The organism is Pseudomonas azerbaijanoccidentalis, assembly GCF_019145495.1.
In the GTDB taxonomy this organism is placed as follows: Bacteria; Pseudomonadota; Gammaproteobacteria; order Pseudomonadales; family Pseudomonadaceae; genus Aquipseudomonas; species Aquipseudomonas azerbaijanoccidentalis.
Map to the genome: position 1 here is coordinate 17,175 of NZ_JAHSTU010000002.1, position 17,546 is coordinate 34,720.

At 59.4% G+C, this 17,546-nt stretch carries 19 protein-coding genes; all 19 read right to left on the bottom strand.

Going from position 1 to position 17,546, the window contains the following annotated elements; all coding sequences use genetic code 11:
* Positions 1-199: 199 nt before the first annotated feature.
* The 19 genes from araH to fabG all read right to left on the bottom strand — a co-directional run bounded on the left by araH (position 200) and on the right by fabG (position 17,532).
* Positions 200-1,168, bottom strand: a complete 969-nt coding sequence (araH, locus tag KVG88_RS06580; protein ID WP_150704465.1) for an L-arabinose ABC transporter permease AraH — start codon at positions 1,166-1,168, stop codon at positions 200-202.
* Between the two features lie 12 nt (positions 1,169-1,180).
* A complete protein-coding gene (gene araG / locus KVG88_RS06585; RefSeq protein ID WP_150704466.1) occupies positions 1,181-2,725 on the bottom strand; it encodes an L-arabinose ABC transporter ATP-binding protein AraG in 1,545 nt (514 codons plus the stop codon).
* A gap of 64 nt (positions 2,726-2,789) precedes the next feature.
* On the bottom strand, positions 2,790-3,794 hold the full coding sequence (locus KVG88_RS06590) for a substrate-binding domain-containing protein (protein WP_150704467.1): 1,005 nt from the start codon (positions 3,792-3,794) through the stop codon (positions 2,790-2,792).
* A gap of 126 nt (positions 3,795-3,920) precedes the next feature.
* Positions 3,921-4,739: an SDR family oxidoreductase gene (locus KVG88_RS06595; protein ID WP_150704468.1), complete on the bottom strand. Its 819-nt coding sequence runs from the start codon at positions 4,737-4,739 to the stop codon at positions 3,921-3,923.
* Positions 4,740-4,864: 125 nt separating this feature from the next.
* Positions 4,865-5,740 carry an SMP-30/gluconolactonase/LRE family protein gene (locus KVG88_RS06600; protein WP_217870907.1) on the bottom strand — a complete coding sequence of 292 codons (876 nt, stop codon included), beginning with the start codon at positions 5,738-5,740 and terminating at the stop codon, positions 4,865-4,867.
* Positions 5,741-5,784: 44 nt separating this feature from the next.
* Positions 5,785-6,501 (bottom strand): FadR/GntR family transcriptional regulator, encoded by a 717-nt coding sequence (locus tag KVG88_RS06605; protein WP_150704470.1) that lies wholly within the window; start codon positions 6,499-6,501, stop codon positions 5,785-5,787.
* Positions 6,502-6,641: 140 nt separating this feature from the next.
* The gene (locus KVG88_RS06610; protein ID WP_150704471.1) at positions 6,642-7,202 is read right to left on the bottom strand and encodes a DUF1285 domain-containing protein; all 561 of its coding nucleotides are present in this window, start codon (positions 7,200-7,202) and stop codon (positions 6,642-6,644) included.
* Between the two features lie 16 nt (positions 7,203-7,218).
* Positions 7,219-7,827, bottom strand: a complete 609-nt coding sequence (locus KVG88_RS06615; RefSeq protein WP_150704472.1) for a DUF4823 domain-containing protein — start codon at positions 7,825-7,827, stop codon at positions 7,219-7,221.
* A 167-nt stretch (positions 7,828-7,994) separates the two neighbouring features.
* Entirely contained in the window at positions 7,995-8,963 is a 969-nt protein-coding gene (locus KVG88_RS06620; protein WP_150704473.1) for a GTP 3',8-cyclase MoaA, read from the bottom strand.
* A gap of 138 nt (positions 8,964-9,101) precedes the next feature.
* Positions 9,102-9,740, bottom strand: a complete 639-nt coding sequence (locus KVG88_RS06625) for a TetR/AcrR family transcriptional regulator (protein ID WP_034149949.1) — start codon at positions 9,738-9,740, stop codon at positions 9,102-9,104.
* Positions 9,741-10,133: 393 nt separating this feature from the next.
* Positions 10,134-10,925 (bottom strand): TatD family hydrolase, encoded by a 792-nt coding sequence (locus KVG88_RS06630; protein ID WP_217870908.1) that lies wholly within the window; start codon positions 10,923-10,925, stop codon positions 10,134-10,136.
* Positions 10,926-10,940: 15 nt separating this feature from the next.
* Positions 10,941-11,297 carry a PilZ domain-containing protein gene (locus KVG88_RS06635; protein WP_150704475.1) on the bottom strand — a complete coding sequence of 119 codons (357 nt, stop codon included), beginning with the start codon at positions 11,295-11,297 and terminating at the stop codon, positions 10,941-10,943.
* Positions 11,298-11,339: 42 nt separating this feature from the next.
* Positions 11,340-12,326 carry a DNA polymerase III subunit delta' gene (locus KVG88_RS06640; RefSeq protein ID WP_150704476.1) on the bottom strand — a complete coding sequence of 329 codons (987 nt, stop codon included), beginning with the start codon at positions 12,324-12,326 and terminating at the stop codon, positions 11,340-11,342.
* Positions 12,319-12,951 carry a dTMP kinase gene (gene tmk, locus KVG88_RS06645; RefSeq protein ID WP_217870909.1) on the bottom strand — a complete coding sequence of 211 codons (633 nt, stop codon included), beginning with the start codon at positions 12,949-12,951 and terminating at the stop codon, positions 12,319-12,321. The genes KVG88_RS06640 and tmk overlap by 8 nt, the downstream gene beginning before the upstream one ends.
* A gap of 19 nt (positions 12,952-12,970) precedes the next feature.
* Positions 12,971-14,188 (bottom strand): endolytic transglycosylase MltG, encoded by a 1,218-nt coding sequence (mltG, locus tag KVG88_RS06650; protein WP_217870910.1) that lies wholly within the window; start codon positions 14,186-14,188, stop codon positions 12,971-12,973.
* Between the two features lie 3 nt (positions 14,189-14,191).
* Positions 14,192-15,007: an aminodeoxychorismate lyase gene (gene pabC, locus KVG88_RS06655; RefSeq protein WP_217870911.1), complete on the bottom strand. Its 816-nt coding sequence runs from the start codon at positions 15,005-15,007 to the stop codon at positions 14,192-14,194.
* Positions 15,007-16,251: a beta-ketoacyl-ACP synthase II gene (fabF, locus tag KVG88_RS06660; RefSeq protein ID WP_217870912.1), complete on the bottom strand. Its 1,245-nt coding sequence runs from the start codon at positions 16,249-16,251 to the stop codon at positions 15,007-15,009. The genes pabC and fabF overlap by 1 nt, the downstream gene beginning before the upstream one ends.
* Before the next feature lie 109 nt (positions 16,252-16,360).
* A complete protein-coding gene (gene acpP / locus KVG88_RS06665) occupies positions 16,361-16,597 on the bottom strand; it encodes an acyl carrier protein (protein WP_003175607.1) in 237 nt (78 codons plus the stop codon).
* A 191-nt stretch (positions 16,598-16,788) separates the two neighbouring features.
* Positions 16,789-17,532, bottom strand: a complete 744-nt coding sequence (gene fabG / locus KVG88_RS06670; protein ID WP_007942004.1) for a 3-oxoacyl-ACP reductase FabG — start codon at positions 17,530-17,532, stop codon at positions 16,789-16,791.
* Positions 17,533-17,546 lie beyond the last annotated feature (14 nt).

Consider the following 17,546-nt stretch of genomic DNA (forward strand, 5'->3'; position numbering starts at 1 on the left):
AAAAAGCCGTGACCGCTGCGCGGTCTATCGCCAGCAGGCTGGCTCCCACAGGGGATTTGCGGCGAACCCGGAATATCCATACAACAAAAAACTAACTGTGGGAGCTAGCCTGCTGGCGATGAGGCCGGCACATCCAACATTTAAGTTGGCTGAAAGTCCGCCATCGCCAGCAGGCTGGCTCCCACAGGTGTAATGGGTGTCAGCGCTGTTTCAAGCGGTCGATCACCACCGCCAACAGCAAAATCGATCCACGAATCACGTACTGGTAAAACGTGTCGATGTTCTTCAGGTTCATCGCATTCTCGATGATCGCCAGAATCAGCACCCCGGCAATCACATGCCTGATCATGCCGATCCCGCCACTGAGCGATACGCCGCCGAGCACGCAAGCCGAGATCACCGTCAGCTCGAAACCCTGGCCGATCATTGGCTGGCCGGAGGTCATGCGTGAAGCGAGGATCACCCCGGCCAGTGCGCCGATCACGCCGTGCACGGCGAAGATGATGATCTTGGTCCGGTCGACGTTCACCCCGGCCAGCAGTGCCGCTTCCTGGTTACCGCCGATGGCCATGGTGTTGCGGCCGTAGGTCGTGTAGTTCAGCAGCCAGCCGAAGAACAGGAAGCAGACGATGGTGATCAGGATCGGCACCGGCACACCGAACAACTGGCCGTTGCCGAACACGAAGAACGATTCCTGCGACACGCCCACCGCTTTGCCGTTGGCAATGATGTACGCCAGACCGCGAACGATCTGCATGGTCGCCAACGTCGTGATCAACGCATTGACCCGCAACTTGGCAATCACAATGCCGTTGATCAGACCAACGATCAGCCCCATCACCAACGCCGCGCCGACACCGAGAAACACGCTGTCGGTATCGCGCATCACCACCGCCGCGACCACCCCGGCGCAGGCAATCACCGAACCCACCGACAAGTCGAAATGCCCGGACGCCAGGCAATACAACATGGTGCACGCAGCGATGCCGGTCGTCGAAATGGCCAGGCCCAAACCGCGCATGTTCAGTGGCGAAAGGAAGTTATCGATCAGCAAAGTGCAGGCCACAAAGATGCCGACAGCCGCCAGCAGCATCACCCAGTCATCGAGAAAGCGCCGCAGGTCCAGTGGTTTGCGCGCGGTCGGCAGGGTTTCGTTTTGGGTTGTCATCATAGTCACCTCTCAGTTCGCCACGCCGTCAGCGCGTTGGCGCGGCAAAGCCAGTTGCAGCAGGTTGGATTCATTGGCCTGTTCGCGGCTCAGTTCGCCACGCAGCGCGCCTTCGCACAGCACCAGGATGCGGTCGGAAATACCCATCACTTCCATCAAGTCGCTGGACACCACGATCACCGCGATGCCGTCCGCCGCCAGGTTGTGGATGATCTGATAGATCTCGGCCTTGGCGCCGATGTCGATACCGCGGGTCGGCTCATCGAGCAGCAAAACTTTCATCGGCATCGACAGCCAGCGACCGAGAATGGCCTTCTGCTGGTTGCCTCCGGACAGAAACTTGATCTGTTGCCCGGCGTGCGGTGTTTTTACCTTGAGTGCCTTGATCTGCTTATCGGCGTTGCCCTTTTCCCACAGGCCACGCAGCAGGCAACCGAAAGTGGAATGCGCGCCACGGGCGCTGATATTGATGTTTTCGGCAACACTCGCCAGCGGCAGGATGCCCTCTTTCTTGCGGTCTTCGGGACACAGCAGAATCCCGGCCGAAATCGCATCGCGCGGCGAGCGCAATTTCAGCTCATGGCCGCGCAGTTCAAGGCGTCCGGCGCTGTTACGCTCCAGACCGCTGAGCAAGCGAAACAGCTCCGTACGCCCCGCGCCGACCAGACCGAACAACCCGAGAATCTCGCCCTTGTGCGCCTCGAAACTCACCGGTTCGCGAAGGCCAGGCCCGAGCAGTCGGTCGACTTTCAATGCCACCGCGCCACGCGGGCGCGAGCGATAATCGTAGATGTCCTGGATATCGCGACCGACCATGCACGTGACCAATTGATCGTGGGTCAGCTCGCTCATGTCTTCGAAAGTTCGCACGTAGCGGCCGTCCTTGAACACCGTCACCGCGTTGCAGATGCGGAACACTTCTTCCATGCGATGGGAGACGTACAGCACCACTTTGCCTTCGTCACGCAGACGGCCGATGATCGCCATCAAGCGATCGATCTCCCGTGCCGAGAGGCTGCTGGTGGGTTCATCGAAGGCAATCACATGGGCGCCACGGGACAAGGCCTTGGCGATTTCCACCAATTGCCGTTGACCGAGGGACAGGCGCCCGACCTTCTCCTGCGGATCGATTTCGTCAGCCAGACCCTTGAGACACGCCAGCGCCTGTTGACGCAAAGTGCCGCGATTGATCAGGCCGAAACTGGCCGGCAAATGGCCGAGAAACAGGTTTTCCGCCACGGTCATTTCCGGCACCAGATGCAGCTCCTGGTGGATCACCGCGACCCCACTGCCGATGCTGTCGGCGGTGGATTTGAACGCCATCGTCTGCTCACCGATCTGCAGGTCGCCGCTGCTCGGGATGTAGGCGCCGCCGAGGATTTTCAGCAGCGTCGATTTGCCGGCGCCGTTCTCGCCCATCAACGCGTGAACCTGTCCCGGATGGGCGACGAAGCTGATGCCGTCCAGCGCCTTCACACCGGGAAAGGTCTTGCCGATGCCATTGAAGCGCAAGCTGCCGCCTGCCGGATGTTGTTGTACTTGTGTTTGCGCGTGCATAACCACCTCATCACACAGATCAGGCAACCCCGTTGCCGGGGCTGCCGATGAAATCAACCGGCCTTCAGTTCCACAGGCCGATTTTTTCCAGTTCCTGCTTGAAGTTGTCGCGGGTGATCAGCGTCACGTCATCCATGGCGGTGTATTTCGGCGGCTCTTTGCCGGTGGTGACCCACTCGTACATCATGCTGGCGGTGTTGTAGCCCTCGATGTGCGGGCTCGGCAACATCGATCCGAAGAAACCGCTGTTGGGTTTTTTCAGTTCGCCGATGGCGTCGGTGCCGTTGATGCCGATACCGATCACGTTCGCCGCAGCGAAGCCCGCCGCTTCCGTGGCACGCACGCCGCCGAGCACGGTGTTGTCGTTCATGCCGCCGATGATCAGGTTTTTCGCCGCGCCTGGCAGTTTCACCAGCGCCGAGTTGGTGGCGTCCATGCTGCCTGGCACGTCAAGCGTCTTGAGGGCCGAGAACAGGATGTGGTCTTTCGGCATGCCAGCGTCTTCCAACGCTTTGACCGAACCGTCGGTGCGTTTCTTGCCGGTGTCGAGTTCGTTGTAGGTGTTGATCACCGCGTAGGTGTCTTTCCAGTCCCAACCGCGTTTTTTCGCCTCGGTGGCCATGGCGCTGCCCTGCTTCTGGCCCACTTCAAAAGCAGCCATGCCGAGGTACGGCACGTCTTCCATGAACTTGCCGTTGGCATCGACGAAACGGTCATCCACGGCGATCACTTTGAGGCCGTTGAGCTTGGCCTTGGCCATGATTGCAGGGCCGAGGGACACGTCCGGTGGGCAGATCACGAAGCCCTTGGCGCCGTTGGCGGCCAGGCTGTCGATGGCAGACAAAGTTTTCTCGCCGTCCGGCACGGCAATCTTGATCAGGGTGAAACCCTTCTCTTTGCCGGCCTTTTCGGCGAACGCCCATTCCGTCTGGAACCAGGGCTCTTCCGCTTGCTTGACCAGGAAACCGATTTTCACCTCTTCAGCCGCCAGCAGCGTGCTGCTCAGGCTGACCGCCGAAACCGCCAGAGCGGCACAGCACAGGGTTCGGATGGCATGACGACGATTCATAAGCTGACTCCTTGTTATTTTTTTGAGCGTTCTTTGAAAGCCATGGAGCGGTGTAGCCGTGCTGCTAATAGTCATATCGTATGATGATTGGATTTCAAGCGTATTAACCCGCCTCTATCCGGTCATTCAGTCGTGGTACATCACCGAGCGACCACCATCGAGGGTGATGCAGGAAGCGTTGATGAAGGGTGCTTCATCACTGGCCAGGAACACAGCGGTCATGGCCACTTCGATCGGCTGGCCAATACGCTTTGGCGGATGCAGGTCCAACGCGCGCTGACGCTCGGCGTGTGGGTCGGCAAAACCATTCCAGTAGTCGACGTTCAATTGGGTTTCGATGTAGCCGGGCGCGATGGCGTTGACGCGAATGCCCTTGGGCGCGTACTCGACCCCCAGGGCGCGGGTCAGGCCGAGCAAGCCGTGCTTGGCCACCGGGTAGGGAAAGCAGCCGGGAATGATGTGTGAGGAATGGGTGGATGCGATGTTGATGATGCTGCCGACACCTTGTTCGATCATCTGCGGCAAGACAGCCTTGCAGCCGAACCAGGCGCCGTCGAGGTCGATGGCAAAGCAGCGGCGCCAGTCGTCTTCGGTCATTTCCAGTGGATCACGGAACACGTTGACCCCGGCGCAGTTGACCAGCACGTCGATGCGGCCATGACGCTCGACGGCCAGTCTGGCCATGGCGTGCAAGTCTTGCTGTTGCGAAACGTCGGCCTTGATCGCCAGCACATCCGCACCCTTTTCTCGCCAGGACGCGGCGACGGCTTCGACTTTTTCGGCCTGGATATCGCTGATGACCAGCCGCGCCTGCTGCGACGCAAAGGCGGCAACAATCGCTTCGCCGATGCCTTGGGCGGCACCGGTCAAGAGCACGACTTTGTTTTTCAGGCGCTCGCCCTTGGGCGGTTCGGGCACCGCTGGCAAAGAAAGGGGTTCAGCCATGGATCGCTGCATCACTTCACCTGTTTTGTTTTTTTAAGTGTGAGTGCGTGTAACTGATGGAGCCGACTATAAACCCGGCCCGCATTTAATCTCAATATATATATTCACATCCCATATTTTGGGATTTAACCTGCAAATCTAACACACGACTTTCCCGGTACATCGACGCGAACCGCCAATACGGCTCCATCCAGCGAATGCCCCTTCGGGCTGGCGGCGCTGGTGATGTACAGGGTTTTCAAATCAGAATCGCCAAACACACAACTGGTCGGCCGGCTCACGGGCAACTCGATCACCCGATCGACTGTGCCGTCCGGGCTCAATCTGAGCAGGCAACTGCCATCCCAACGGGCGTTCCAGATAAAACCCTCGGCATCCATCGCCGAACCATCCGGGCCACCGCGGCCATGGGGGCCAAACCACACTTGTGCCGGTTCAAGGTTGCCGTCGGTGCGAATGAAATGCCGATACAGCGTGTCATTGAAGCTGTCGCCGAAATAAACGCTGGTGCCGTCATCGCTCCACAGCAACGTGTTGGGAATGCCCAACCCACGCAGCAGCGGCGTCACCCGCGCATCGCGATCAATGCGGAACAACCCGCCGGAACGCCGTTCGATGGGCAAGTCTTCGCCCTGCTCGCCGATGTTGTTTTGCATGGTGCCGAGCCAGAGCCGGCCCTGGTTGTCACAACGGGCTTCATTGGCGCGGTTGCCCGGTTGCGGATCGGCAACGCAGAACAGCGTCAGTCGTGGCTCCAGCCCGGGAGAGTCCAGATCAAGGCGATACACGCCGCTGCTCAACGTCACCAGTGCATCACCGCTGTCACAGGGGATAAACGCAGAAACGTGCTCCGGCATCTGCCAGATCTGCACATTGGCACCGATCAGCCGCAGCGCTTGCTTGCCGGCGATGTCCACCCAGTACAGCGCCTGGGTCGGCGCATCCCAGAACGGGCCTTCGCCCAGTAGCGCCCGGTGCTCGGTAACCGCAGTCGACGTCATGAAACCTCCTGCATTGTTGTTGTTTTTATGTGGTTCTGTTTTTGTCAGCTGGCCTTTTTGTCGGCCATGACTTGCGGGTAATAGCGTTTGATCGCCAGGTCGGCGTTATCGATCAGGGTCATGCAGGCCCAGACTCCCCGCGCAGCATCCCGGGCAGCGATGGCTTCGGCCATGTCTTTGTGAATCGGCAAGGTCCGGCGCAGCTCATCGGGGTCGGCAGCGGACACTTCGAAACACACCGCCAACAGCGCACCGAGGGCCGGGATCATCTGTTCGATAAATTGGTTGTGGCTGGCAGCGAGAATGCACTCGTGGAAAATCTGGTCGGCGCGGTTGTAATCGACTCCGCTGTCCACCGCCCTTTCCAGCGCGTTGTAGGCCAGCAACACGGCTTTCACCTGCTCGGCATTCGCTCGTTCACAAGCCCAGCGCACGGCCATGGGTTCGATGGTGCGGCGCAGGTCGAGCAAGTCGTCGACGAAGTTTTCCGGCAAGCCGCTACGTGACAGCCAGCCGACGACTTGTGGGTCGAAAAGATTCCAGCGTCGTACTGGCAACACCCGGGTGCCGACTTTCGGCCCGACTTCGAGCATGCCTTTGGCAACGAGGGTTTTGATGGCTTCGCGGATCACGGTGCGACTGACACCAAGTTGCTCGCCGAGATCGGCCTCGACCTTGAGCGCTTCGCCGGGCTTGACCTGCCCGGTGGCGATCCAGCCGCCCAGCCAATCGACCGTCGACGCATGAAAGCTGCTGGACATGGACACCTCAAAGCCGTTCGCAATGGATGCCAAAGCTAATCATCATACGATTGGGTGTCAATCGAAAAGATCGCAGCCTGCGGCAGCTCCTACAGGAGAGTATTTATGTTCTGTAGGATCTGCCGCAGGCTGCGATCTTTTCAGGGTTCGAGGCCGATACGGAAAAACTCGCCGCCACTCCAGACACCGAGCCAACGCTGCCCATCAATCTCCCGGCTCACCGCCAGTTCCACCAGTTGATAGAACACATTGCGATGAATCAGGGCTTCGAGATTGGTGCGCACGTGCACATACGGCGCGGGCTCTTGGGTGTCGGGATCGATCACCACGCGAATGGGATGCTCGGGGCCGGCTTCAGTGGTTTCGTCGACGTTGGTGGTAAAGCGCAGCAGCTGAGCCTCACCCTCGCCTTCCACGTCCACCGAAATGGCCACGAAAGGCGCGTCATCGACCTTGATTCCCACCTTCTCCACCGGGGTGATGAGGAAGTAATCATCGCCGTCGCGGCGGATGATGGTGGAAAACAGCTTGACCATCGGCTTGCGTCCGATCGGCGTGCCCAGGTAATACCAGGTGCCGTCGCGGGCGATGCGCATGTCGATGTCGCCGCAGAAGTCGGGGTTCCATAAGTGGACCGGCGGCAAGCCTTTGGTCTTGGGGATTTGCCCCAACAGGTCGTTGGCTTTTTGCGGGCCACTCATGGCGTACTCCTTGAAATTACTGGTCGCTGAGACCCAACAGGCTACGCGCGTATTGCTCCAGCGGCGGCCCCATCAGGTCTTCGGGTTTTTCGTCGTGGAACGTCAGTAAACCGCCACGACTCTTGATACGTGCAGTATCAATCAAATACTGGGTGCTGGTCTCGATCAACATGATTTGAATCACGCCGGTATCGACACCCAGGCGATCGAGGGCTTCCTGATCCAGCCACTCGTCCGAGTTGCCGATACGGTCATCGGACTTGGCGAAACGCGTGTAGAGCAGGTAATGAGCGCCGACGGCGCGGGCTTCGCTCATCGCCTGATCGAGGCCTTCGGGCACGCGCGCGCGGCGGACCATCGGGAAATATTCGATAAAGCCGTCGAACGCGACTTCGGCAATCACATTGGGCCGTGGGTAAACGGCACTGCCCGGCGGCATGAATGCGCCCTGAGCGATGTAGACGAACGAGTCCGGCTGAATGCGCAGGTTATTCACACGACGGCTGTCGCTGTGATCCAGCAGGCCTGCATCGCTCATATGGTAGCGAGTCCCTTCGGCCATATCGCTGACGTTCATGCAGCCACCGAGCGCCAAAACGGCCAGCAGCAAAACCAGGCTACGCATCCTATCCTCCAGAGGCCGGTGACGGAAAACCGGCGAATGGCCGTGGGATGCAGCTTTTAAGCCAGCTCAATATCTTCGTTGCCTGATGGAATGTAATCGCGGGCAAGCCCGCTCCCACAGGATTACGCAAACCCTGTGGGAGCGGGCTTGCCCGCGATTGGGATTAATCAGCCGCCAATAATCTTCATGACTGTCGCGCCACCGGAGAACGCCACTTCCTGCTTGTCGCCCAAGGCTTTCACCAGCAGTCGCTGGAGGGCCGGCAATGCCTGATGGCGCGGTTTGTCGAGCAGGTCGCCGACATAGTGGCGGTTGCTCGACGACAGGCAGCCATGCAGCCATCCCGTCGACGAAAGACGCAACCGCGAACAGGTCCGGCAGAACGGCACGCTTTCATTGGCGATCACGCCGAAATGCCCCAACCCGGGAATCTCGTAACGTACGGCAGTGGCATCGACCGGCGCATCGGCCTGCAGATACTCATAGCGCTCACCGATCAGGCTCAACAGCTGCTGAAGGCTGACGAACTGTTGCAGGAAGCTATTGGAGTCGCTGGCCAGGTGGCCCATGCGCATCAACTCGATGAAGCGCAACTCGTAACCCCGCTCCAGGCAGTAATCGAGCAACGGCATCACCTGATCGAGGTTCTGCCCCCGCAGCGGCACCATGTTGACCTTGATCTTCATGCCGGCCGCGCGGGCCTGGTCCATGCCGTCGAGCACGGTCGCCAGGTCGCCGCCACGGGCAATGGTGCGAAACGCACTGGCGTCGAGGGTATCGAGGGAAACGTTGATGCGCCGAATCCCGGCCCCCACCAGCAGCGGCAGCTTTTTCGCGAGCAACTGGCCATTGGTGGTCAGGCTGATGTCTTGCAGGCCCATTTGCCCGACTGCGGTCATGAACGTTTCGAGTTTGGGGCTAACCAGCGGCTCGCCACCGGTAATACGCAAACGCTCAATGCCGGCGGCTTCGATCAGATAGGCCACACCGCGCGCCATGGCCTCGGCCGACAGTTCATCCTGCGCAGCCACCAACCGCTTGCCATTGGGCACGCAGTAGGTACAAGCGTAATTGCAGGCTGAGGTCAGGCTGACTCGCAAATTGCGAAAACGCCTGCCTTGACGGTCAACGATCATGGCCACTCCGGCGAAAGAATATTCGGATTGCTAAAACTTGACTCACAAATCAAGTTTTAGCAAGTCCTATGCCTGAGTATATTCCTGCGGTACTGCCCCATATAGCGAAATTACGGGGCAATAAGGCGGCTGAATGGTTCAGCTGCTCGGGGTGTCGGTATCGCGCTTGCGCTTGTTGCCCATGCGCACGCCAATGTCCATCAGGAACTGGAAGAAACCTTCCTGATCTTCCAGCACATTGCTCCAGAACGGCGAGTGATACAGCGCCACGGCACCGTGCACCAGCGCCCAGGACGCGCAGTAGTGAAAGTACGGCGGCACGTCTTCGAGCTTGCCTTCGCTGATCCGGCCCTTGATCAGCAGCGTCAGGCGTTCGAAGTTCGAGGCGCGGATCTTGTGCAGCTCCTCGATCATCTCCGGTACCTGGTTGCCCTTGACCACCTTCTCTTCCAGGCGATCGAACAAGCGATAACGCTGCGGATCGCGCATGCGGAATTCGAAATAGGCGCGGGACAGGGCTTCCTTGTCCTTATCGACGTCGGCGGAGTGCAACAGTTCGTTCAAATCGCGCTCGTAGTCGAGCATCAGGCGCAGGTAAATCTCGGCCTTGGACTTGAAGTGCTTGTAGATCGTGCCTTTGCCGATACCGACGGCATCAGCAATCATCTCGACGGTGACACTGTCTTCACCTTGTTCGAGGAACAGCTTGAGCGCGGTATCGAGAATTTCTTGCTCGCGGCGACGAAACTCACGGACCTTACGAGGTTCTTTATGCATAAGAAAAGGTCTGTAGGGGTCAAAATTCGAAGCCGCGTATTATGCCTAACTTGCGCCAAAATGCACGGATCATCCGACCATATCTGTGTTTTCTGGTCATTTCGCGCACGCAAACAGGTTGATGAGAACTCTTCCGAAGCGCCCGTATTCCAAATTTGTTTAAAAACCCCCGTTATCCAACTGGACTGGGCGAAATACTGATCAATACTTGAACTGTCGGCGGGGCATCTCCCCCAAGTGTCACGCCGATATTGGTACCAACGGACCGCGTACCATTGTTTTACTCCTAATGGTCTTAACCCGGATTCACCCCCCAGAACCCGGGTTTTTTTTGCCTGCGATTCAGGGCCAAAGCCCCGTAGGAGCTGCCGTAGGCCGCGATCTTTTCTGGCGTTAAGCCAGAGCCCTGACATGCGCCAGCGGAAACAATCGCTTGAAGTTTTCAGTGGTCTGCTCAGCAAATCGCTCGTAGGACTCTCCGCGCAACATTGCCAGAAATTCCGCAACTTCACGCACGTACTGCGGCAGGTTCGGCTTGCCGCGATGGGGGATCGGCGCCAGGTACGGTGAATCGGTTTCCACCAGCAAGCGGTCGGCCGGCACCTTGCTCGCCACATCACGCAGCGCGTCCGCATTGCGGAACGTAACAATCCCGGACAGGGAAATGTAATAGCCCATGTCCAGCGCGGCTTTCGCCATGTCCCAGTCCTCGGTGAAGCAATGCAGCACGCCCGCCTGGGGCAGCGCCGCTTCACGCAGCAGGTTCAAGGTGTCGGCGCGGGCGCCACGGGTGTGGATGATCACGGGCTTGCCGGTCTGTTGTGCGGCCTCCAGGTGAAGCCTGAACGACGCCTGCTGCAACTCGGCCGCCTCCGGCTCGTAGTGATAATCCAGGCCGGTTTCGCCGATCGCTACGACGCGCGGGTGGTTGAGTTCCTGCAACAACCAGTCCAGCGCAGGGGCGGCACCGGGTTGCACGTCCAGCGGATGCACGCCGACCGAACAATCCACGTCGTCGTACTTTTCGGCCAGGGCTTTGACGTCGGCGGCGTTGTCGACGCTGACGCCGATACACAGGAAGTGCCCTACCCCGCGCTGGCGGGCCGCATCGAGGGCGGCATCGAGCGAGCCGTCGTGGGCCGCAAGGTCTAGGCGATCAAGGTGGCAATGGGAATCTACGAGCATAAAAATGGCTGCAACTTACATCGTATGAGTGGGACGGTCGGACTTCAGGGCTCCGGCCAGATGGGTTTCGATTCGACTGCGCGCGGTGTCGTCACCGTCGTTGAACTGCACGCCAACCCCGGCGGCACGGTTACCCTGTGCGCCCTTGGGGGTGACCCAGGTGACCTTGCCGGCCACCGGGATTTTTTCCGGTTCATCCATCAAGTGCAGCAGCATGAATACCTCATCGCCCAACTTGTAGCTTTTGTTGGTCGGGATAAACAGGCCACCGTTCTTGATGAACGGCATGTAGGCCGCGTAAAGCACGGACTTGTCCTTGATGGACAGGGACAAAATGCCGTTGCGCGGCCCCGGGCTGACAGGTTCGTTCATGCTGACCTCCACTGCTGATGCACAGAGTCTAGGCGCAGACGGTCACCTCTGGGTAGGCAAGGACGCCCATTGCACCAGCAGGGCCTCCAGCAGCAATACCCGGTTGAGGTTGGCCTTGCTCAATACTTTCTGGCGCTGGGCGAGGATCCAGTCCTGAATGTTCAGGACCTTGTCCTGGCCGGATTTCTGCGCCAGGTACTGAATTACCTTGCGCATGTCCATCAGCCCCAGGCCCTGTTCATCCTGGGTCAATTGATAGCGCAGGATCAGGCTCGACCAGTCGCAAAACCAGTCGAACAGCAACAATAACGGTATCGCATTCCAGCCCTCGGCCAGTTGTGTCGGCGATTGCTGCTGCTTGAGTAACTTCTTCACGCCTTCGACCACTTGCGCGCGCTGTTCGCGGACACCTTGCGCCTGCAAGTTGACAGCAGCCAAAGGAGAGCCGGCCGCCAACGTCAGCAGTTCGGCCCGTTCTTCATCCGTGCAATCGGGCAAGGCCTTCGCGAGCCAGGCCTGGCTCATGGCTTCACTTGGCAGCGGACAGGCCTGCTGCACGCAGCGACTCTTGATGGTTGGCAGCAAGCGGCTGGGCTGGTGGCTGACCAACAGCAACACCGTGTCGCCGGACGGCTCTTCAAGGCTTTTGAGCAAGGCGTTGGCGGCGTTGATGTTCATCGACTCGACCGGCTCGATCAGCACCACTTTGCGCCCGCCCAACTGTGCGGTCTGCACCACGAAACTGACCAGATCCCGAACTTGGTCGACCTTGATCGCCTTGTCCGCTTCTTCCGGTTCCAGGATGTAGTTATCGGGGTGGCTGCCGGCCTTGAGCAACAGGCAGGATTTGCACTCGCCGCAGGCATCCAGCGCAGAGGGACGCTGGCACAGCAGGCTGGCCATCAAGCGCTCGGCCAACGCCCGCTTGCCGATCCCCGCCGGGCCGTGCAGCAAATAGGCGTGCGCATGCTGAGTGCGACCGGCCAGTTGCTGCCACAGGCTGTCCTGCCACGGATAGGCTTCAGCCACGGGTCAACTCCAGCAGACGCGGCAGCAAGGCATCCAGGGACTGCTGAACCTGCGCCAATGGCTGCGCGGCATCGACCAGCACATAGCGCGCCGGCTCTGCGGCTGCGCGCGTGAGAAACGCACTGCGCACAGCATCGAAAAAGGTTCGGCCTTCCAGCTCGAAACGGTCCAGCCGCCCACGTGCACTGGCACGCGCCAGGCCAACTTCCACCGGCAGATCGAAGATCAGCGTCAGGTCGGGGCGCAGGTCACCCTGGACAAAGGTTTCCAGCGTCGCAATTCGCTCCAGAGACAAGCCGCGGCCACCGCCCTGATAGGCATAGGTCGAGTCAGTGAAACGATCACACAAGACCACTGCACCACGGGCCAGCGCCGGGCGGATCACCTCGGCCAGATGCTGGGCACGCGCCGCAAACACCAGCAGCAATTCAGTGTCCGGATTCATCAGTTCATCGACCGGGGCCAGCAGCACTTCACGAATGCGCTCAGCCAACGGTGTACCACCCGGCTCGCGGGTCAACACGACCTCGATACCGGCGGCGCGCAGGCGCTCGGCCAGGTATTCACGGTTGGTGCTCTTGCCGGCGCCTTCCGGGCCTTCCAGCGTAATAAACAAGCCAGTCACAGGCAGTCCTTAGTCAGAGTCATTGCGAGCTTTGCGGCGCGGCTTCATCGGGGATGGCGGCCGGCTCAGCTGCGGGTTCTTGCGGCGATGCTTCGGGGCTGGCCTCGGGCGCAGCAGCCGGTGTTGGCACCGAAGTCTCCGGCGCCGTGTCTTGCGGCTCGCCGGAGTCCAGCGGCGGAGCATCCGGCGTTTCGGGTGCAGGCAGCGGAGCCGGGCTGGAACGGTAATCGGCGCGACGCTTGAGCTGGTACTCTCGCACCGCGTTGTTGTGCGCATCCAGATCATCGGAAAACACGTGGCTGCCATCACCGCGAGCGACGAAATAGAGGCTGCTGCCGTCTACCGGATTCAGCGCCGCGTGGATCGCTTCGCGACCGACCATGGCTATCGGCGTCGGCGGCAGGCCGGCAATCATGTAGGTATTGTAAGGCGTCGCTTCTTTGAGATGCGCGCGTGTCAGCTTGCCGCTGTAACGGTCACCCAGGCCATAGATCACGGTCGGATCGGTTTGCAGCATCATGCCGATGGCCATGCGCCGCACGAATACCCCGGCAATCTGCCCCCGCTCCTGAGGCACGCCGGTTTCTTTCTCCACCAGCGAGGCCATGATCAGGGCTTGATAAGGGCCACTGTAGGGCAGATCGGTCGCGCGCTGACTCCATTCCTTGGCCAGGACTTCGTCGAGTCGGTCGTAGGCGGTTTTCAGCAGCTCGACGTCGCTCATGCCACGCACGAAACGATAGGTATCCGGGAAGAATCGCCCTTCCGGGAAAATCCCGGTATGACCAAGCTTGTCCATGACCTGACTGTCGCTCAGACCGTTCAGGGTTTGCTCGATCTTTTCCTCTTTCGCCAGTGCCGCTCGGACTTGATGGAAATTCCAGCCCTCGACCAGGGTCAGGCTGTATTGGACCATCTCCCCACGCTTCCACAGGTCGATCAGTCCTTCGACCGTCATGCCGGGCGTCATGCGATATTCGCCGCTGTGCAGCGGCTGTTTAGGCAGGTTGAAGCGCCAATAGACGCGCAGCCAGAACGCATCCTTGATGACGCCATCGGCTTCCATTCGCAGGAAGGTGCGGTTGGGTGTGGTGCCTTTGGGCACCTCCAGCAGTTCTTCCTGAGTGATATTCAGCGGTTGCACCAGTGCCGAATGAATTTTCCAGGCAGAAGCACCTAACATCAGCCCCGCCAGAACCAATCCGGTTTCCAGCAGCAGCAAGAATTTACGTCTCACGTATCAAGCATCCAGTAGCGCGCGGGCAATGGTTTGGAGTTTACGGGTGAGCGGCCCAACCGACCAGCTCAGTGCACCATAGGCATGCACCGGCCAAACGCCATACACGCTGTTGCAGACAAAGACTTCATCGGCCGATTGCAGCTGTTCCAGAGGGATGTCGGTGATTTGCACGGGAATGCCAAGTGACTCGGCTTGAAACAATAATTCTGCGCGCATCACCCCTTCCACGCCGCAGCGTTTGAGATCCGCTGTAATCAGCGTGCCATCGCGCACCAGGAACAGGTTGCTGAACACGCCTTCGATCACGTGGCCCGCCTGATCGAGCATCAAGCCTTCGGCATGCCCTGCATCTTGCCATTCGGAACGGGCGATGACCTGCTCCAGGCGATTGAGGTGCTTGAGGCCTGCCAGTAGCGGTTGGGTGGCGAGTCGCGTTGCACACGGGAACAGGCGAATGCCCCGCTCACCATGGACGGCAGGATAAGCGGCAGGAGGGTTGCCTTGCAGAATACGTCGAGCCTGGGCTGAAGGATCGGGGGCATAACCGCGAAGCCCGTCGCCGCGAGTGAGAATAAGCTTGAGTACCCCGTCACCCAATGCGGTGGCGTAGGCCAACACTTCCCTTCGAATCAGCTCGTGATCGGTGGCGAGCCGCAAGCGCGAACAACCGCCTGCCAGACGCGACAGATGTCGGTCCAGCAACAGTGGTTGCCCGCCGCACACAGCGATGGTCTCAAACAAACCATCGCCGTAAGCCAGGCCGCGATCCTTCAGCGACAGAGCGTCAGCCGGTTGACCGTCGACCCAGCTGTCCATCAGCCTGCGAACCGGCGGAACACCAGCGAGCCGTTGGTACCGCCAAAACCGAACGAGTTGGACAGGACCACATCGATTTCCATGTTACGCGCAGTGTGCGGTACGAAATCGAGGTCGCAACCTTCATCCGGCTCATCGAGGTTGATGGTCGGTGGTGCAACCTGGCTGTTGATTGCCAGTATGCTGAAGATGGCTTCTACCGCGCCAGCCGCGCCGAGTAGGTGACCGGTCATCGACTTGGTCGAGCTCACGGCCAGGTTGTAGGCGTGCTCGCCGAACACCGACTTGATCGCATTGACTTCCGCGAGGTCGCCCGCAGGCGTCGATGTGCCATGGGCATTGATGTACTGCACTTGATCGCCATTGATCTTGGCATCGCGCAGTGCATTGGTGATGCAGCGGGCAGCACCGGCGCCATCGGCGGGCGGCGACGTCATGTGGTAAGCGTCACCGCTGGTGCCGAAGCCGATCAGCTCGGCATAGATGGTCGCACCGCGAGCCTTGGCGTGTTCCAGTTCTTCGAGAACCAGCGCACCGGATCCGTTGGACAGTACGAAGCCATCACGACCCTTGTCCCATGGACGGCTGGCGCGGGTCGGCTCGTCGTTGCGGGTCGACAAAGCGCGGGAGGCACCGAAGCCGCCCATGCCCAGGCCACAAGCGGCCATCTCGGCGCCACCGGCAATCATCACGTCGGCTTCGTCGTACATGATGTTGCGGGCAGCCATGCCAATGCAGTGCGTACCGGTGGTACACGCTGTGGCGATGGCATAGTTAGGCCCCTGTGCACCCAGGTGGATGGACAGGAAACCGGAAATCATATTGATGATCGAGCCAGGCACGAAAAACGGAGAAATCCGTCGTGGACCGGTCTCATGCAGCGTGCGGCTGGTTTCTTCGATATTGGTCAGTCCGCCAATACCCGAACCCATGGCCACGCCAATGCGCTCACGGTTGGCGTCGGTGACTTCCAGACCGGCATTGCGCACTGCCTGAAAACCTGCGGCCAGACCGTACTGAATGAACAGGTCGAGCTTGCGTGCTTCCTTGACCGACAGGTATTCCTCGACATTGAAGCCCTTTACCGAGCCGCCAAAACGGGTGGAATAGGCAGAAAGGTCGGTGTGTTCGATCAGACCAATGCCACTGCGGCCAGCCAGAATGCCCTGCCAGCTGCTTGGCACATCCGTGCCCAGTGGCGACAACATACCCATACCGGTGACTACGACGCGTCTACGCGACACAGCACTCTCCTTTTTTCAAATGACGACTTTGCATCAGGCCTAAAGAAAAAACCGCACGCCATGATGGCAGTGCGGTTTTTCCATGACAGCAAGCAACGATTACAAACTATTACGCCTGGTGGCTAGTAACGTAGTCGATTGCAGCTTGTACAGTAGTGATCTTCTCAGCTTCTTCGTCAGGGATTTCGGTCTCGAATTCCTCTTCCAGAGCCATCACCAGCTCAACGGTGTCAAGGGAGTCAGCACCCAGGTCTTCAACGAAGGAAGCAGTGTTGACCACTTCTTCTTCTTTAACGCCCAGTTGCTCGGCAACGATTTTCTTGACGCGCTCTTCGATGGTGCTCATACCTTGTTTTCACTCCTAATGGACAAATTCAGGCAGCTGGCCAGTGGGTAAGTGTATAGAAAGACTTTTCAGCTTTTCAACTGAAAGCTTCACTCCTCAAACCCGGTGACCCTCTGCCTATAAATAGATTGCAGCTTTATAACGGATTTTAGACAGCTCGTATGACATTTTTTTGAAGCAATCCGTCACATTTAACTCATGTACATCCCGCCGTTCACCGGGATTGTAGCCCCAGTAACGTAAGCCGCACCGTCAGAGGCAAGAAAAGCGACCACAGACGCGATCTCTTGAGCTTGTCCCAGACGACCCAGCGGAATCTGCGTCTGCAAGGCTTCACGCTGTGCCTCGGGCAGTTCGCGAGTCATATCGGTATCGATGAACCCAGGGGCCACCGAGTTTACCGTAATCGAACGCGAACCGACTTCACGCGCCAGTGCACGGCTGAAACCTTCCAGACCGGCCTTGGCGGCAGCGTAGTTTACTTGGCCTGCGTTGCCCATGGCACCCACAACCGAGCCAATACTGATAATTCGTCCCCAACGGGCTTTGGTCATACCGCGCAAAACGCCCTTGGACAGGCGGAACAGACTGTTCAGGTTGGTATCGACAACGTCATGCCACTCGTCGTCTTTCATGCGCATCATCAGGTTATCGCGGGTGATGCCGGCATTGTTGACCAGGATCGCCGGCGCACCGAACTGCTCCTGAATGCTCGCCAGGACAGCCGCCACGGACTCGTCGCTGGTGACATTGAGCTCAAGGCCGGTGCCCTGGATGCCGTTTTCTTTCAAAGTGGCAGCAATGCGCTCGGCACCCGACGCGGAGGTCGCGGTGCCAACGACGATGGCGCCCTGACGACCCAGTTCCAGGGCGATAGCCTGGCCGATGCCACGGCTTGCACCGGTGACCAGTGCGACTTTACCTTGCAGACTCATGCAAGTTTCTCCTG

Coding starts and splice junctions, on each gene's coding strand:
- araH (WP_150704465.1), bottom strand. CDS start 1,168: ATGACAACCCAAAACGAAACCCTGCCGACCGCGCGCAAACCACTGGAC.
- araG (WP_150704466.1), bottom strand. CDS start 2,725: ATGCACGCGCAAACACAAGTACAACAACATCCGGCAGGCGGCAGCTTG.
- KVG88_RS06590 (WP_150704467.1), bottom strand. CDS start 3,794: ATGAATCGTCGTCATGCCATCCGAACCCTGTGCTGTGCCGCTCTGGCG.
- KVG88_RS06595 (WP_150704468.1), bottom strand. CDS start 4,739: ATGGCTGAACCCCTTTCTTTGCCAGCGGTGCCCGAACCGCCCAAGGGC.
- KVG88_RS06600 (WP_217870907.1), bottom strand. CDS start 5,740: ATGACGTCGACTGCGGTTACCGAGCACCGGGCGCTACTGGGCGAAGGC.
- KVG88_RS06605 (WP_150704470.1), bottom strand. CDS start 6,501: ATGTCCAGCAGCTTTCATGCGTCGACGGTCGATTGGCTGGGCGGCTGG.
- KVG88_RS06610 (WP_150704471.1), bottom strand. CDS start 7,202: ATGAGTGGCCCGCAAAAAGCCAACGACCTGTTGGGGCAAATCCCCAAG.
- KVG88_RS06615 (WP_150704472.1), bottom strand. CDS start 7,827: ATGCGTAGCCTGGTTTTGCTGCTGGCCGTTTTGGCGCTCGGTGGCTGC.
- KVG88_RS06620 (WP_150704473.1), bottom strand. CDS start 8,963: ATGATCGTTGACCGTCAAGGCAGGCGTTTTCGCAATTTGCGAGTCAGC.
- KVG88_RS06625 (WP_034149949.1), bottom strand. CDS start 9,740: ATGCATAAAGAACCTCGTAAGGTCCGTGAGTTTCGTCGCCGCGAGCAA.
- KVG88_RS06630 (WP_217870908.1), bottom strand. CDS start 10,925: ATGCTCGTAGATTCCCATTGCCACCTTGATCGCCTAGACCTTGCGGCC.
- KVG88_RS06635 (WP_150704475.1), bottom strand. CDS start 11,297: ATGAACGAACCTGTCAGCCCGGGGCCGCGCAACGGCATTTTGTCCCTG.
- pabC (WP_217870911.1), bottom strand. CDS start 15,007: ATGGACAGCTGGGTCGACGGTCAACCGGCTGACGCTCTGTCGCTGAAG.
- acpP (WP_003175607.1), bottom strand. CDS start 16,597: ATGAGCACCATCGAAGAGCGCGTCAAGAAAATCGTTGCCGAGCAACTG.
- fabG (WP_007942004.1), bottom strand. CDS start 17,532: ATGAGTCTGCAAGGTAAAGTCGCACTGGTCACCGGTGCAAGCCGTGGC.